This window comes from Glycomyces xiaoerkulensis (genome assembly GCF_002798405.1).
Lineage (GTDB): Bacteria > Actinomycetota > Actinomycetes > Mycobacteriales > Micromonosporaceae > Glycomyces > Glycomyces xiaoerkulensis.
In genome coordinates, this window is record NZ_PGGV01000033.1 from 153,967 (window position 1) to 168,319 (window position 14,353).

At 69.8% G+C, this 14,353-nt stretch carries 11 protein-coding genes; 5 read left to right on the forward strand and 6 right to left on the reverse strand.

Features of this window, described 5'->3' with window-relative positions; genetic code table 11:
• Positions 1–300 precede the first annotated feature (300 nt).
• Positions 301–3,399: an NACHT domain-containing protein gene (locus CUT39_RS14335; RefSeq protein WP_100447717.1), complete on the forward strand. Its 3,099-nt coding sequence runs from the start codon at positions 301–303 to the stop codon at positions 3,397–3,399.
• 7 nt (positions 3,400–3,406) lie between these two features.
• On the opposite strand, the gene CUT39_RS14340 is transcribed toward CUT39_RS14335, so the two are convergent.
• Positions 3,407–5,191, reverse strand: a complete 1,785-nt coding sequence (locus CUT39_RS14340) for an ABC-F family ATP-binding cassette domain-containing protein (protein WP_232805765.1) — start codon at positions 5,189–5,191, stop codon at positions 3,407–3,409.
• Between the two features lie 324 nt (positions 5,192–5,515).
• Here CUT39_RS14340 and CUT39_RS14345 point away from each other — a divergent pair, with 324 nt between their 5' ends.
• Entirely contained in the window at positions 5,516–6,385 is an 870-nt protein-coding gene (locus CUT39_RS14345) for an alpha/beta hydrolase (RefSeq protein ID WP_100447721.1), read from the forward strand.
• Positions 6,386–6,427: 42 nt separating this feature from the next.
• On the opposite strand, the gene leuA is transcribed toward CUT39_RS14345, so the two are convergent.
• The 3 genes from leuA to CUT39_RS14360 form a co-directional block, all read right to left on the reverse strand.
• A complete protein-coding gene (leuA, locus tag CUT39_RS14350) occupies positions 6,428–8,128 on the reverse strand; it encodes a 2-isopropylmalate synthase (protein ID WP_100448269.1) in 1,701 nt (566 codons plus the stop codon).
• A gap of 188 nt (positions 8,129–8,316) precedes the next feature.
• The gene (locus CUT39_RS14355) at positions 8,317–8,892 is read right to left on the reverse strand and encodes a nitroreductase family protein (RefSeq protein WP_100447723.1); all 576 of its coding nucleotides are present in this window, start codon (positions 8,890–8,892) and stop codon (positions 8,317–8,319) included.
• Between the two features lie 112 nt (positions 8,893–9,004).
• Positions 9,005–9,736, reverse strand: a complete 732-nt coding sequence (locus CUT39_RS14360) for a hypothetical protein (RefSeq protein WP_157930697.1) — start codon at positions 9,734–9,736, stop codon at positions 9,005–9,007.
• Between the two features lie 131 nt (positions 9,737–9,867).
• Here CUT39_RS14360 and CUT39_RS14365 point away from each other — a divergent pair, with 131 nt between their 5' ends.
• The 3 genes from CUT39_RS14365 to CUT39_RS14375 all read left to right on the forward strand — a co-directional run bounded on the left by CUT39_RS14365 (position 9,868) and on the right by CUT39_RS14375 (position 12,602).
• Complete coding sequence (locus CUT39_RS14365; protein ID WP_100447727.1) at positions 9,868–11,133, forward strand: aspartate kinase; 1,266 nt, start codon at positions 9,868–9,870, stop codon at positions 11,131–11,133.
• Positions 11,134–11,135: 2 nt separating this feature from the next.
• Entirely contained in the window at positions 11,136–12,203 is a 1,068-nt protein-coding gene (locus tag CUT39_RS14370) for an aspartate-semialdehyde dehydrogenase (protein ID WP_100447729.1), read from the forward strand.
• Positions 12,204–12,341: 138 nt separating this feature from the next.
• The gene (locus CUT39_RS14375) at positions 12,342–12,602 is read left to right on the forward strand and encodes a hypothetical protein (RefSeq protein WP_100447731.1); all 261 of its coding nucleotides are present in this window, start codon (positions 12,342–12,344) and stop codon (positions 12,600–12,602) included.
• Positions 12,603–12,672: 70 nt separating this feature from the next.
• Here the strand turns inward: CUT39_RS14375 and CUT39_RS14380 are convergent, their stop codons facing one another.
• Positions 12,673–13,458, reverse strand: a complete 786-nt coding sequence (locus CUT39_RS14380) for a hypothetical protein (RefSeq protein WP_157930698.1) — start codon at positions 13,456–13,458, stop codon at positions 12,673–12,675.
• Complete coding sequence (locus CUT39_RS14385) at positions 13,451–14,350, reverse strand: ATP-binding cassette domain-containing protein (RefSeq protein WP_157930699.1); 900 nt, start codon at positions 14,348–14,350, stop codon at positions 13,451–13,453. Before CUT39_RS14385 ends, CUT39_RS14380 begins: the two co-directional genes overlap by 8 nt.
• Positions 14,351–14,353 lie beyond the last annotated feature (3 nt).

The window sequence follows — 14,353 nt, forward strand, 5'->3', positions numbered from 1 at the left end:
AGGGACGGTTCCGGCTCCGGGGGACCGGTCCGGTGGAACCGGTCGCTTTCGGGCTTTCACACCGAGGTTAGGGAAATCACAACCAATTGTGAAGAGCCTGGGTGAGGGGTGTAAATCAGTGAATTACTTCCTTGTTACCAACCGGTAGTTCCCGCAGGGGATTCCGGTACAATGACGCGCCCGCGCGAGAGGTGCATCCTTTGAGGACTCGCAACGCCCGCGACCGTCCCGAAGGCACCGTCCGGCGCGCGTGGCTCCGATCCCATACCATCGATCTGGACAGCAAGCGATGGGAAACCCATGACCTCCGAAGCCCCCCGGCGCCGCGACCGGCTCCGCAAGCTCGTCTCGGGGGGACTGCTCACGCTCGGGCCGTCGGTCCTGCTGATCACCGTCTTCTGGGAGACCCTGCGCGAACGCATCCCCATGAGCCTCCCGGCCCTCAGCGGATCGGCGCTGCTGCTCATCGCCGTCGGCTTCCTCACCCTCCTCGGTGAGGAGATCGGCCGCCGCTGGGCCAAGCGCGCCGCCGGCCAACTCGACCCCTACCGGTGGTGGTGGCTGGCCAGGCAGCGCCGCGCCTACATCGCCCAACTGGCCGACCACGCCGCCGAGATCCAGCTCTACGGCGTCGCCACCCACGGCCCCTACGCCATGCGGCTTCCCGAAGTCCACGTCGCCACCGGCCTGATCCGGCCCCGCCACGGCCTGCCGGACGGCCGCCACACCGGACAGTCCCTACTCGAGGTGCTGGAGGGGCCCGAACGGCGCGCCTTCGTCATCATCGGCGAACCCGGCGCCGGCAAGACCACCCTGCTGCGCCACACCGCACTCCACATCTGCCAGAGCCGCCGCCACCAGCGCCGCCACCTGCCGGTCCTTGTCTACCTCCGCGACCACGTCGACACCATCCTCGACGACCCCGGCGGCGTCACCGTCGCGACCCTGCTCGAGGAGACCCCCTCGCTGCGCCACCGCGCCATCGCCTCGGGCGTCCGGCAGCGCCTCGAATCCGGCCGCTGCCTCGTCCTGCTCGACGGACTCGACGAGATGGCCGGCGTCGAGGCCCGCCAGGAGGTCGCCCGCTGGATCAAGGACCAGATGGAGTGCTACCCCGACTGCGACTTCGTGGTCACCGCCCGGCGCCAAGGCTACGACAACACCGTCCTGGCCGACCTCGACACCGTGCGCGTGCAGCGGTTCGACTGGCCCCAGATCGAACGCTTCGTCCACCGCTGGTGCTACTCCGTGCGCTGCCAGGAGACCGAGAGCACCGGCCGCGCCGTCCGCGTCAAGTCCGACAAGGACGCCCGGCGGCTGCTCAAACTCATCGGCGACAGCCGCGAACTGCGCCACCTGGTGTCGAACCCGCTGCTGCTGATCATGATCTGCAACGTCGACCGCTACCGGGGCCAACTGCCGGCCGGCCGCGCCGAGCTCTACCGCGAAATGTGCGAGATGCTCATCCACCGCCGACGCCAGCAGAGCGGCGTCCGCAGCCACTTCGACCCCCTCACCGCACGGCAGAAGGTCGCCCCGCTGCGCGAACTCGCCCTCCGCATGATGGGCGAACGCACCCGCCGCACCGGCACCGCCGAAGCCGTCGCCGTCTTCGCCGGACGCCTCCGCGGCGCACCGCGCCGAGTCGACCCCGAAGACTACCTGCGCCAAGCGGTCGAGAACGGCATCCTCGTCGAAGACGGCCACGACACCTACAGCTTCGCGCACGTCACCCTGCAGGAATACCTCGCCGCCGCCGCACTCCGCGACCTCGGTGACGACGCGTTCCTCGCCAAGCGCATCGACCAGGTCTGGTGGCGCGAGACCATCCTTCTGTGGGCGGCCGAAGGCGAGGCCGACAGCGTCGTCCACGCCTGCCTCCAGGCCGGCGACGTCGACTCCCTCCTGCTCGCCGAGGAATGCATGAACGTCGCCGCCGAACTCGACCCCGGCCTGCAGCACCGGCTGAACGCCATCCTCGAAGACCACTCCACCCTGGACTCCAGCGACCGCGCCGTGGTCGACCAGCTCCTGCTCCGCCGCAACGTCGCCGACACCGTCCCGGTCGGCCCCGAGGCCGACCTCTGCGTCGTCCCCCTGCGCTACGCCGTCTGGACCCGCTTCCTCACCGACCTGCGCTTCAACGACTGCCTCGATCCGCCCGGCCGCATCCGCAACGGCGAAGCCGCCGCCGGCATGTGGCCCATCTACGTGGACAAATTCCTCAACTGGGCCAACCACTACGCCGAACCCGGCCACCGCTACCGGCTCCCGGCCGCCGCCGAACTGCACGCCTACTTCGAAGCCGTGCCCACCGAAGCCGTCCCCCACCCGCTCTGGGTCGAAGCCGAACCCCACCCGCGCCTCTACTGCCCCACCGGCGTCGACAACACCTACACCGCCGACCGGGCCCAGATCATCGCAACGCTCCGGACCGACCGGGCCGACACCCACGGGCACCGCCTCCTCGCCCTGGCCGTCCGCGTCGCCATGCACCGCAAAGGCGCCGTCGTAGCCGACCCCATGCAGTTCCGGGACCTGTTCGACATCGCCCGCGGCATCGACACCGCCCGCCCCATCGACGAGATCCTCGACCGCGCCCTCAGCCAGCTCTTCGCCCGCATCCGCGCCCTCTCCGGATTCACCGGCTGGCGCCCCCACTTCAACTGGGAACCGCACCTCGCCGACCTCGGCGACAACGAATTCGTCCGCTCCCTGGTCCGCAAGGGGCTCTTCCCCGAACGGGCGGCCGTCGAAGACCTCCTGGCCGTCCGCGCCCACCTGGTCGCGGTCTCGCTGTGGATCCACGAAGCGGTGCGCAACCCCCAGGCCCGCCCCAACCTCGAATCGGAGGAACGCTACCTCGACACCGTCGGCGCCGCCGAAGGCGACGCCCCCGTCTACCCAGACGAGGTCGTACCGGCCATCCGCGCCGCCGCCGAAGCGATCGAGAGCGGACGCGTCACCGACGAGGCGTTCGCGCCCCTCGCCGGCAAGGCCGCCGGGCTCCTGCGCGACTGCGAACGCGCTCTCACCCCCATCCTCGACCGGCAGGCCCGCTTCGACGCCGACCGCATCGCCACCGCGCGCCTCGCCCTCAACGCCGCCGCGGCCTTCACCCACCGCCTCCTCGACGACCCCGGCGCCACCGACCTCCTGCGCCGGGCCATCACCGGACTCGTCGTCGTCTCCGCCCGCGCCACCGGCGACGACGACACCGGCGAGCACGGCGACGAACTCCTGCTGCTGGTGCGCGAGCCGCTCCCGACCGACGGCGAACCCGAGCGCCCGCCCGCGCACGAGATCGTCGTCCGCCGCCGCGGCCGCATCGCGATCGCGCTGGCCCGGCTCGGCTCCTGGTGGCGGCGGCGGTCCCAGGACCGCCGACCGGCGCGTTGAGCGGACCTCAGCCGGCCAGCTCCATCCACCGATCTTCGATCCGGTCGCGCTCGCCCTCCAGTTCGGCTAGGCGCTCTCCCAGCTCGGTGAGCTTGTCGGCGTCGGTGGCGTACTCGGCCATGTCGGCGTGGAGGTCGGCGATGCGGCCCTCGACCTTCTCCAGGCGGCGCTCCAGCTTGGACATCTCCTTCTGGGCGGCGCGGTCGACCGTCGCCTGCGAGGGCGCCTTGGCCTTCGACGTCGGCGCGGCCGGCCCGGCGGCCTTGGCCTCGGCGCGGCGCTCCAGGTACTCCTCGATGCCGCCCGGCAGCATCCTCAGCCGCCGGTCGCCCAGCAGCGCCCAGGTCTCGTCGGCGACCCGCTCGGTGAAGTAGCGGTCGTGGCTGACCACGATCATCGTGCCCGGCCAGTCGTCGAGCAGGTCCTCGAGCTGCGTGAGCGTCTCGATGTCGAGGTCGTTGGTGGGCTCGTCGAGGAACAGCACGTTCGGCTCGGCCATCAGCAGCCGCGCCAACTGGAGGCGGCGCCGCTGCCCGCCGGAGAGGTCGGCGACCGGCGTCCACTGCCGGCCGCCGGAGAAGCCGAGCCGCTCGGCCAACTGCGAGGCCGACATCTCCCGCTTGCCGAGCTGCACCCGCTTGGCGACCCGCTCGATCGCCTCGAGCACCCGCCAGGAGCCGTCGAGCTCCTCCATGTGCTGGCTCAGCCACGCCAGCTTCACCGTCCGCCCCACTTTGATCCGCCCGGCGGCCGGCTGCCGGTCCTCGGTCGCCTCGGCCAGGGTCCGCAGCAGCGAGGTCTTCCCGGAGCCGTTGACGCCGACCAGCCCGACCCGCTTGCCGGGCCCCAGGATCCAGTCCAGGTGCTCCAGCAGGACCTGGTCGCCGGCGGCGACGGTGACGTCGTGGGCTTCAAAGACGGTCTTGCCCAGCCGGGCGGTGGCGAAGCCGACCAGTTCGGCGGTGTCGCGCGGGGGCGGCTCGTCCGCGATCAGGTCGTTGGCCGCATCGATGCGGAACTTCGACTTGGAGGTGCGGGCCTTCGGGCCCCGCCGCAGCCAGGCGAGCTCCTTGCGCAGCAGGTTCTGCCGCTTCTCTTCGGCCAGGGCCGCCTGGCGCTCGCGTTCGGCGCGGGCGGCGACGTAGGCGCTGTAGCCCCCGTCGTACTCGAAGACGGTGCCGCGCTGGATGTCCCAGATCCGGTCGCAGATCTCGTCGAGGAACCACCGGTCGTGGGTGACCACGGCGATGGCGGACTTGATCCCGCGCAGGTAGGCGGCGAGCCAGGCGATGCCCTCGATGTCGAGGTGGTTGGTGGGCTCGTCGAGCAGCAGCAGGTCGGCGGGGTCGACCAGGACGCGGGCGAGGTCGGTGCGGCGGCGCTCGCCCCCGGAGAGGGTGCCGACCGCGGTCTCGAGCCCGTCGGGGAGGCCGGGGGCGTCGAGGCCGCCGAACAGGCCGGTGAGCACTTCGCGGACGTGCGGGGAGGAGGCCCATTCGTGGTCGGGGGCGTCGCCGAACAGCGTCGCTCGCACGGTGGAGGCGTCGTCGAGCGCGTCGGCCTGGCCGAGGCCCGCGACGGCGGTGCCGCCGGTGTGGACGACCCGGCCGGAGTCGGGCGGGTCGGCCCTCCCGATCAGGCGCAGCAGCGTGGACTTGCCGTCGCCGTTGCGGCCGACGACGCCGACGCGCTGCCCGGCGGTGATGCCGAGCGAGACGGCGTCGAGGACGACCTGGTCGGGATAGGCCTTGGAGACGGCCTCGAGGTTCACGAGGTTGGGCGCAGCAGACACGTGGGCCAAGGCTACCGGCGCGCTCGGCCGGTCCGCAGGGGCGCCGAGACCGTTCCCGCGACGCCCTCGCGGCACGAGACGGTACCTGCGCTGAGCTCTGTGAACTCCGGTCCTCCGGTGGTCAACGGTGGAGATGTAAAAGTGATACATGTCACTATCATTGATGATACTAACATCGATGACAGTGACATCAATGATATCGAACTTCGGTTCGATAGACCGCGAGCGTGCGGAGTCCGTCCCTCGGCCGCCGCCCGCGGCGATGAATTCAACCGCTCCGGCTCGTCTCCATTGGTAAGCAACCCGAGAAACCCAGGAGACACCATGACCGAGCCACAGACGCACACCCTGGAAGCACCCGGCGCCGTCCTGCACTACGACGTCCGAACCGGCACCGCCGCCGAGCCCGCCCTGCTGCTGATCGGATCGCCGATGGCCGCCGCCGGGTTCGGCACTCTGGCCGGTCACTTCACCGACCGCACGGTGGTGACCTACGACCCCCGCGGCTCCGAGCGCAGCGAACGCGCCGACGCCACCGTCGAGACCTCGCCCGACGAGCACGCCGACGACCTGCACCGGCTGATCGAGGCGCTCGGCACCGGACCGGTCGACCTCTTCGCCAGCAGCGGCGGGGCGGTCAACGCCCTCGCCCTGGCGGCCCGCCACCCCGAGCAGGTGCGCACCCTGGTCGCCCACGAACCGCCCGCCGCCCGGGAGGTGCCGGACCACGAGGAGGTCCTCGCGGTCATGCGGGACATCCGCGAGACCTACCTGCGGTCCGGCTTCGGCCCGGCGATGGCGAAGTTCATCGCCTTCATCTCGCACGAGGGCCCGGTTCCGGCCGATTTCACGAGCAGGCCCGCACCGGACCCCGCCGACTTCGGACTGCCGACAGAGGACGACGGCTCGCGCGACGACTCGCTGCTCGGGCAGAACCTGATGACGTGCAACGCCTACGAGCTCGATTTCGATGCGCTCCGGGCGGCCTCCACCCGCATCGTCGTCGGTGTCGGAGCCGATTCGGGCGAGGAGTTCACCGCCCGTGCCTCACGGGCCGTGGCCGAGCGGCTGGGGACCGCCGCGGTCGAGTTCCCCGGCGGCCACGCCGGGTTCCTCGGAGGCGAGTACGGCCAGACCGGCGAGCCGGAGGCGTTCGCCGCCGCCCTGCACAAGGTCCTCGCCGAGCGAGAGTGAACGGGGCGCCGTCCGGCCGCGCGGCCGGACGGCGCCGCCGCATCAGGAGCGGTTGTAGGCGCTGGCCACCGCCCGCATCGTCGCCAGGACGATGTTCGGGTGGACGCCGGCGCCCCATACGGTCCGGCCGCCGACCACGCATTCCACGTACGAGGCCGCCTGCGCGTTCTGCCCCGATGACAGGGCGTGCTCGTGGTAGTCCAGGACCTCCACCTCGACGCCCACCGAGGACAGTGCGTCGGTGAAGGCCGAGAGCGGGCCGTTGCCGGTGCCGCTGATCTTCTGCTCGACGCCGTCCAGGTTGATGTGCGCGTCCAGGGTGAGGGTCTCGTCGGTGTAGGCCGTGCTGTGGTCGTCCACGACCAGGCGCTGCCGCGGCTGGTAGTCCGGGTGGTACTCGGCGCGGAAGACCTCGTGGATCTCGGCGGAGGACACCTCTTTGCCCGAGGCGTCGGTGTGCCGCTGGATCGCCTGGCTGAACTCGATCTGCATGCGCCGCGGCAGGTCGAAGCCGTACTCGCTGTGCATGACGTAGGCGACCCCGCCCTTGCCCGACTGCGAGTTGACGCGGATGACCGCCTCGTAGGTGCGGCCGACGTCCTTGGGGTCGATCGGCAGGTACGGGACGCCCCACGTGTACTCGTCGACCGGCTCGCCGGCCTCCTCGGCGTCCTTCTCCAGGAACGCGAAGCCCTTCTTGATGGCGTCCTGGTGGGAGCCGGAGAACGCGGTGTAGACCAGGTCGCCCGCGTACGGGTGCCGCTCGTGCACGGGGAGCTGGTTGCAGTACTCGACCGCTCGCTTGATCTCATCGATGTTGGAGAAGTCGATGCCCGGGTCGACGCCCTGGCTGAACAGGTTCATGCCGAGGGTGACCAGGCAGACGTTGCCGGTCCGCTCGCCGTTGCCGAACAGGCAGCCCTCGATGCGGTCGGCCCCGGCCTGGACTGCCAGCTCGGCGGCCGCCACCGCGGTGCCGCGGTCGTTGTGCGGGTGGACCGACAGCAGGATCGAATCCCGGTACGGCAGGTGCCGGCTCATCCACTCGATCGAGTCGGCGTACACGTTCGGGGTGGCCATCTCCACCGTCGCGGGCAGGTTCACGATCAGCGGCCAGTCGGGGCGCGGCTGAATGATCTCGGCGACCTTCGAGCTCACCTCGAGGGCGTACTCGAGCTCGGTGCCGGTGTAGGACTCGGGGGAGTACTCGTAGCGGATCGCCGTGTCCGGAGTGATCGCCTCGGCGTACTTCATGCACAGCCGCGCGCCCTGCGTGGCGATGTCGGTGATGCCGTCCTTGTCCAGGCCGAACACCACGCGGCGCTGCAGCACCGAGGTCGAGTTGTAGAAGTGGACGATCGCCTGCTTGGCGCCGCGCAGGCTCTCGAAGGTCCGCTCGATCAGCGGCTCGCGGCACTGCGTCAGCACCTGGATGGTGACGTCGTCGGGGATCAGATCCTGCTCGATCAGCAGCCGGACGAAGTCGAAGTCGGTCTGCGAGGCCGAGGGGAAGCCGACCTCGATCTCCTTGTAGCCCATGTCGACCAGCAGTTGGAACATGGTCTTCTTGCGGTCGGGCGTCATCGGGTCGATCAGCGCCTGGTTGCCGTCGCGCAGGTCGACGGCGCACCATACCGGCGAGGACTCGATGATCCGGTCGGGCCAGGTCCGGTCGGGCAGATCGACCGAGAACTGGGAACGGTACGGCCGGTATCGCTTGACGCGGTCGGCGAAAGCGGGAATGGTCAACGGTTGCTCCTGAGAAGAAAACTGCGGATGGTTCGCCAGCCGGCATGACAGAACCCGCGGCGAGGGAGCCGACCTAGTGGGCCCCGCCGCGGCAGCTAAGGAGCATCGAGTACCGCATGACTGCCGCCGAGCCTACACCCGGCGGCACCCACGGTCGACGCCGTGTCTGGATATTGAGAAGGTCAGCCGATCAGCAGCTCCTCGAGCGGAATGCGCCACCGCGGCCGCAGGTCCGGGGCCGCGACGCTCTCGTCCAGGCGCCCCGGATCCCCGGGCACGCCGATGGCGGCCACCGAAGTCGGCTTCAGCGCCGCCTGCAGCCCGAACTCCCCGGCGAGGGCCTCGGCGTCGAATCCGGCCATCTGCCGGACCGTCAGCCCCTCGGCGAGGGCCTGGAAGGTCAGGTGGGCCATGGACTGGCCCAGGTCGTACGCCGCGTGCGAGAGCGAGCCCTTCTCGTTGGACTCGGTCAGGACGGCCACCAGCAGCGCCGAGGCGTGCTGGGACCACTCGGCGTTGCCCGGATTGAGGCAGTCGAGCACCCGCTTGAAGTCAGGGGTGTCCCGCCTGGCGAGGATGAACCGCCACGGCTGCGTGTTGCCCGAGCTGGGCGCCCAGCGGGCGGCCTCCAGCAGAGCCGTGAACTGCTCGTCGCTCACTTCGATCCCGGGCTCGAGGGCCCTGGTCGAGTGGCGGCTCGCCAACAGCGGGTGGATCGGCACGGAGGTCTGGGCGTGCCGGTCGATCGGTCCGTTCATCTGGTATCACCTGAATGGTGTGGTCAGCAGGTCCGCGTCGCGAACCCTGGCACGGTGCCAAACTTCATGGTGCCACGCTCAGGCGCGTTTCCGCGTCCTCTTGTCGCCTTCCTTACTCTCTGTCAGGCGAATCTGTTGTGACTGTTGGGCTTGGTGAAGGTGTGGGAGTTTCCGGCTTTGGCGGCTTTGGGGCCTTGCGGCCCAAAGGATCGCCCTCGACGACCTCCCCCGGCAGTTGCACCGTCTCGACCGGCGCCTCCGGCTCCCCCTCCAGGGCCAACTCGCCCACGTCCGGACCGGTCACCGACAGGATCGCACCCGCCCGGTCCAGACACCACTCGCCCGGCGGGAACGGCGTCTCCACCACCACCGTGTTCGGCGTCAGCGTGAAGCAATCACCCTCCCGGGTGACCGAGAACGGCATGTGGCGGTCCAGCAGCAGCGGCAGCCACTCCACGAACGGCCGCTGCACCTTCGGATCGAACCGCTCCGGTATCCGGCCGGTGATCCCGGCCAGCTTCACGCACTCCTCCTCCGCGCACTGGAAGAAACCCCCGGTCGTCCACGCCACCGACACGTCCACCTCGCCGCCGTGGGCCCACCCCGGCACGTCCACCCGCCACGTCCCGTCCTCGGCCGCCCACACCGTCACCGTCCCGCCCTCGGACCAGGCGTACTCGGCGGTGAACGTCGTGTCCAGCGCCTTCGTGACCCGCCCGATCATCGCCGCCTGCGCGCTCTCGCGCCGCGGGGCCGGCTCGGACTCGTCGACCGCCGTCGCCGAACCGCAGCCCGCCAGAATCGTGATCGATACCACTGTGATGATTGCCGATTTCGGTGCCACAGCGCGATTCTGCGTCTCTCGAAGCGGTATGACCTGGCGCCACGCCGGTGACCGCCGCTAGGGTTGTGTGGCCGTCGCTTACCGGCGAGGGCCGACAGCACCCGAGAAAACAGAGACATGAGGTGAATCCCGTGGCGCTGGTCGTGCAAAAGTACGGCGGATCATCGGTCGAGAACCCCGAACGCGTCAAGCGCGTGGCCGAGCGGATCGTCGCCACCCGAAAGCGCGGCGACGACGTCGTGGTCGTCGTCTCCGCGATGGGCGACACCACCGATGACCTGCTTGACATGGCCGGCCAGGTCTCACCGCTCCCCGAGCCCCGCGAGCTCGACATGCTGCTCACCTCCGGCGAGCGCATCTCCATGGCCCTGCTCGCGATGGCCATCAACAACCTCGGCTTCCAGGCCCGGTCCTTCACCGGCTCCCAGGCGGGCATGCTCACCACCGCCTCCCACGGCGAGGCCCGCATCATCGACGTCACCCCCGGACGCATCCGCTCCTCGCTCGACGAGGGCTACATCACCATCGTGGCCGGATTCCAGGGCGTCAGCCAGGACACCAAGGACATCACCACGCTCGGCCGCGGCGGCTCCGACACGACCGCCGTCGCGCTGGCCGCCGCCCTCCGAGCCGACGTCTGCGAGATCTACTCGGACGTCGACGGCGTCTACACCGCCGACCCGCGCATCGTCCCCAACGCGAAGCGCCTGGAGAAGATCACCTTCGAAGAGATGCTGGAGATGGCCGCCTCCGGCGCCAAGATCCTGCATCTGCGCAGCGTGGAGTACGCCCGCCGCTACGGCATCCCGCTGCATGTCCGCTCGTCGTACTCGCACAAGACCGGCACCATGGTGTCGGGTTACATGGAGGAGCTGCCCGTGGAGCAAGCACTCATCAGCGGCGTCGCGCACGACCGCTCCGAAGCCAAGATCACCGTCACGCGCGTACCCGACAAGCCGGGCGCGGCCGCGTCGATCTTCAAGGTGATCGCCGACGCCGAGATCGACATCGACATGATCGTCCAGAACGTCTCGACCACCGGCAACGGCCACACCGACATCTCCTTCACGCTCCCGAAGGACGTCGGCCCGCAGGCCACCGAGGCGCTCAAGAAGAACCAGGAGCTGATCGGGTTCGACAAGCTCATCTTCGACGAGCACGTCGGCAAGATCTCGCTGGTCGGGGCCGGGATGCGCTCGCACCCGGGCGTGACGGCGAACTTCTGCCAGGCGCTGGCCGACTCCGGGGTCAACATCGAGATCATCTCGACCTCCGAGATCCGCATCTCGGTGGTCTGCCGCGACACCGAACTGGACGACGCGGTGCGCGCGGTCCACGACCAGTTCGAGCTCGGCGGCGCTGAAGAGGCCGTCGTCTACGCGGGAACGGGGCGATAGACATGAGCCGCAAACTCACCGTAGCCATCGTCGGCGCCACCGGCGTCGTCGGTTCGATCATGTGCCGCCTGCTGGCCGCCGAGCGCGAGAAGTGGGGCGAGATCCGCCTGCTGGCCTCGCCCCGCTCGGCCGGCAAGACCCTGTACGTGGGGGACGAGGCGGTCACCGTCCAGGCCATCAGCGCCGAGGCGTTCGAAGGGGTCGACATCGCCCACTTCGACCTGCCCGACGACGTCAGCGCCGAATGGGTCCCGGTCGCCACCGAGAAGGGCGCGGTCGTGGTCGACAAGTCCGCGACCTTCCGCATGGACCCCGAGGTCCCGCTGGTGTGCCCCGAGGCCAACCCCGACGATGCGCACACCCGGCCCAAGGGTGTCATCGCCAACGCCAACTGCACCACGCTCGCGCTCATCCCGACCCTCGCCGCGCTGGACGGGGCGTTCGGCCTGCGGTCGATGAGCGTCTCCTCCTACCAGGCCGCCTCCGGCTCCGGCAAGGAGGGCCTGGAGTCCCTCTACGCCCAGATCGACAAGTCCGCCGGCGTGGAGCGGATCGGCACCGAACCCGGCGACGTCCGCGCCGTCCTCGGCGAGGAGTACGACGCCCCCTTCGGGGCTCCGCTGGCGCTCAACGTCGTCCCGAAGGTCGGCGGCTGGCGCGACGGCGGCTGGACCTCCGAGGAGCTGAAGGTCCGCAACGAGTCCCGCAAGATCCTCGGCCTGCCCGACCTCAAGGTCGCCTCGACGTGCGTGCGCGTGCCGGTGGCCGTGGGCCACTCGCAGGCCGTCCACGCCACCTTCGAGCGCGAGGTCTCGGTCGCCGAGGCGCACCGGGCGCTCCGGGACGCGCCGGGCGTCGATCTGGTCGACGACCCGGAGAACATGGAGTTCCCGATGCCGATCGACGGGGTCGGCAAGCCCGGCACCCAGGCCGGGCGCGTCCGCCGGTCGATCGACTTCCCGAACTCCCTGGAGTTCTTCGTCGTCGGCGACAACCTCATGAAGGGCGCCGCCCTCAACTCCATGCAGGTGGCCGACCTGGTCCGCCGGGAACTCGAAGCCAAGCAGTAGATCCTGCAAAGGATCCGCGGCCCGGGACTCGCGTCCCGGGCCGTTCGTCGTCCGGTGCGCAAGCGGTGTCGGAATCCCGACAAATGACACGCGGTCGCGTTGCGGGAGAACCTGTGTCGGCCCGAATACCTTGAGCGCATGCCGTACAAGTACCCGTCGCAGATGCGCCTGACGGGCCGCGAGGAGGGCCGCGAGGAGGGCCGAGAAGCTGGCCGCGAAGAGGGCCGCCTGCAAGGCATGGTCTACGTGCTGCTGTTGGTAGTCGATAGCCGCGGCATCGAGCTGAGCCAGGCCGACCGCGAGCGGATCGCCTCCTGCAGCGATCCCGAGCTCCTGTGCTCCTGGCTTGAACGCGCCGTCACCGCCGACGACGCCGAAACGCTGTTCAGGCCGGTATAACCGACCGAACGCAGCGGCCCGGGACGCGAGTCCCGGGCCGCTTTCATCTGTGCTGCGGGCGCACCGGTGGTCAGGCGTCGCGCCGCTTGAACAGGGTCCATGCGGCGCTGATGATCAGCGCGGCGAAGATCGCGAAGACGGCTCCGCCGCCCCAGCGGCTGAACAGGTCGAAGTCCGGTGCCCCGGGGCCCATGTCCGCCGGCCCCACCGCCATGAGCTGCGCCCCGGCGGTGAACGGCAGGAACTTCACCACCGGCACCAGCCAGTCCATGGCGGGGATGAAGGCGAGTCCCATGATCACCGATTCGATGATCAGCGGCATCAGGAAGATCACGACCAGCGCCGAGGGCACGCCGCGGAACAGCAGGCCCAGCCCGAGGCCGGTCATCGCGTAGATCAGCGTGTACACCAGGTACCCGAGCAGCGCCTCGTCGAGCGGGCTCTCGAACAGCCCGGGCGCCTCGCCCCAGAACGCCAGCACCACGCCGACGTTGATCAGCATCGACACGACCGTCACCACCACAGTGGTCGTGGCGACGACGAGGATCTTCGCCGCGATGAGCCGCGACCGCTGCGGGAGGGCGGTGAGCGTGGGCTGGATCGTGCCGTGCCGGTACTCGTGGCCGGTGGCGAAGATCCCGATGATGGCCAGGAACACCGCCAGGAACGGGATGCCGAAGGAGGCGCCGCCGTTGATCGCCACGGACAGGATCTCGTTGCCCAGCGGCTCGTCGCGGGCCGCGAAACCGAGGATGACGGCGATCCCCGCCGCGCAGAGCAGGCCGATGCCGATCAGCCAGTAGGTCGAACGCAGCGTCCTCAGCCGCGTCCATTCGAATCGCAGAGCGTCAAGCATGGTCGGCACCACCGGGCTTCTGGGTCGCGGACGTGGGCGGTTCGGTCGCGACGAACTCCTCGGAGGCGCCGGTCGCGGACATGAACGCCTCTTCGAGGGAGGCGCTGCGGCGGGACAGTTCGGCCAGCTCGATCCCTTCGGTGAACGCCAGGTGCCCCACCGCGTCGATCTCCATGCCGGAGATCACCAGCTCGCCTTCGGAGCCCTTGACGACGGTCGCGCCCTTGACTTCGAGGCGCTCGGCGAACTCGGTGGCGGAAGGACTGCGGACGACGACCGTCGACTGGGTGAACTCGCGCACGAACTGGTCGACGTCGCCGTTGTAGAGCATCGAGCCCTTCCCGATGACCACCAGCTCGTCGGCCATCAACTGCATCTCCGACAGCAGATGGCTGGAGACGAAGATGGTGCGGCCCTCGTCGGCGAGCTTCTTGAGCAGGTCTCGCATCCAGTGGATGCCGTGCGGGTCGAGGCCGTTGGTCGGCTCGTCGAGCATCAGGATCTTCGGGTCGCCCAGCAGCGCCTGCGCCAGGCCGAGCCGCTGCGCCATGCCCAGCGAGTAGCCCTTCGGCTTCTTCCGTTTCACCGGCCCGAGCCCGACGAGCTCCATGACCTCGTCGATCCGGGCGTCGGAGACGCCGTTCGCCGAGCCGAGCAGTTTCAGGTGATTGCGGGCGTTGCGGGTGGGGTGGAACGGCTTGGCCTCGAGCAGCGTGCCGACCCGGTTCATGGGCCGGCGGATCGAGCTGAACCGTTCACCGTCGAACAGCGTCTCGCCCTCGCCGTGGTCGAGGCCGAGCATGAGCCTCATGGTCGTGGACTTCCCGGAGCCGTTGGGCCCCAGGAAGCCGGTCACCACACCGGGGCGGACCTCGAACGAGAGATTGTCCACCGC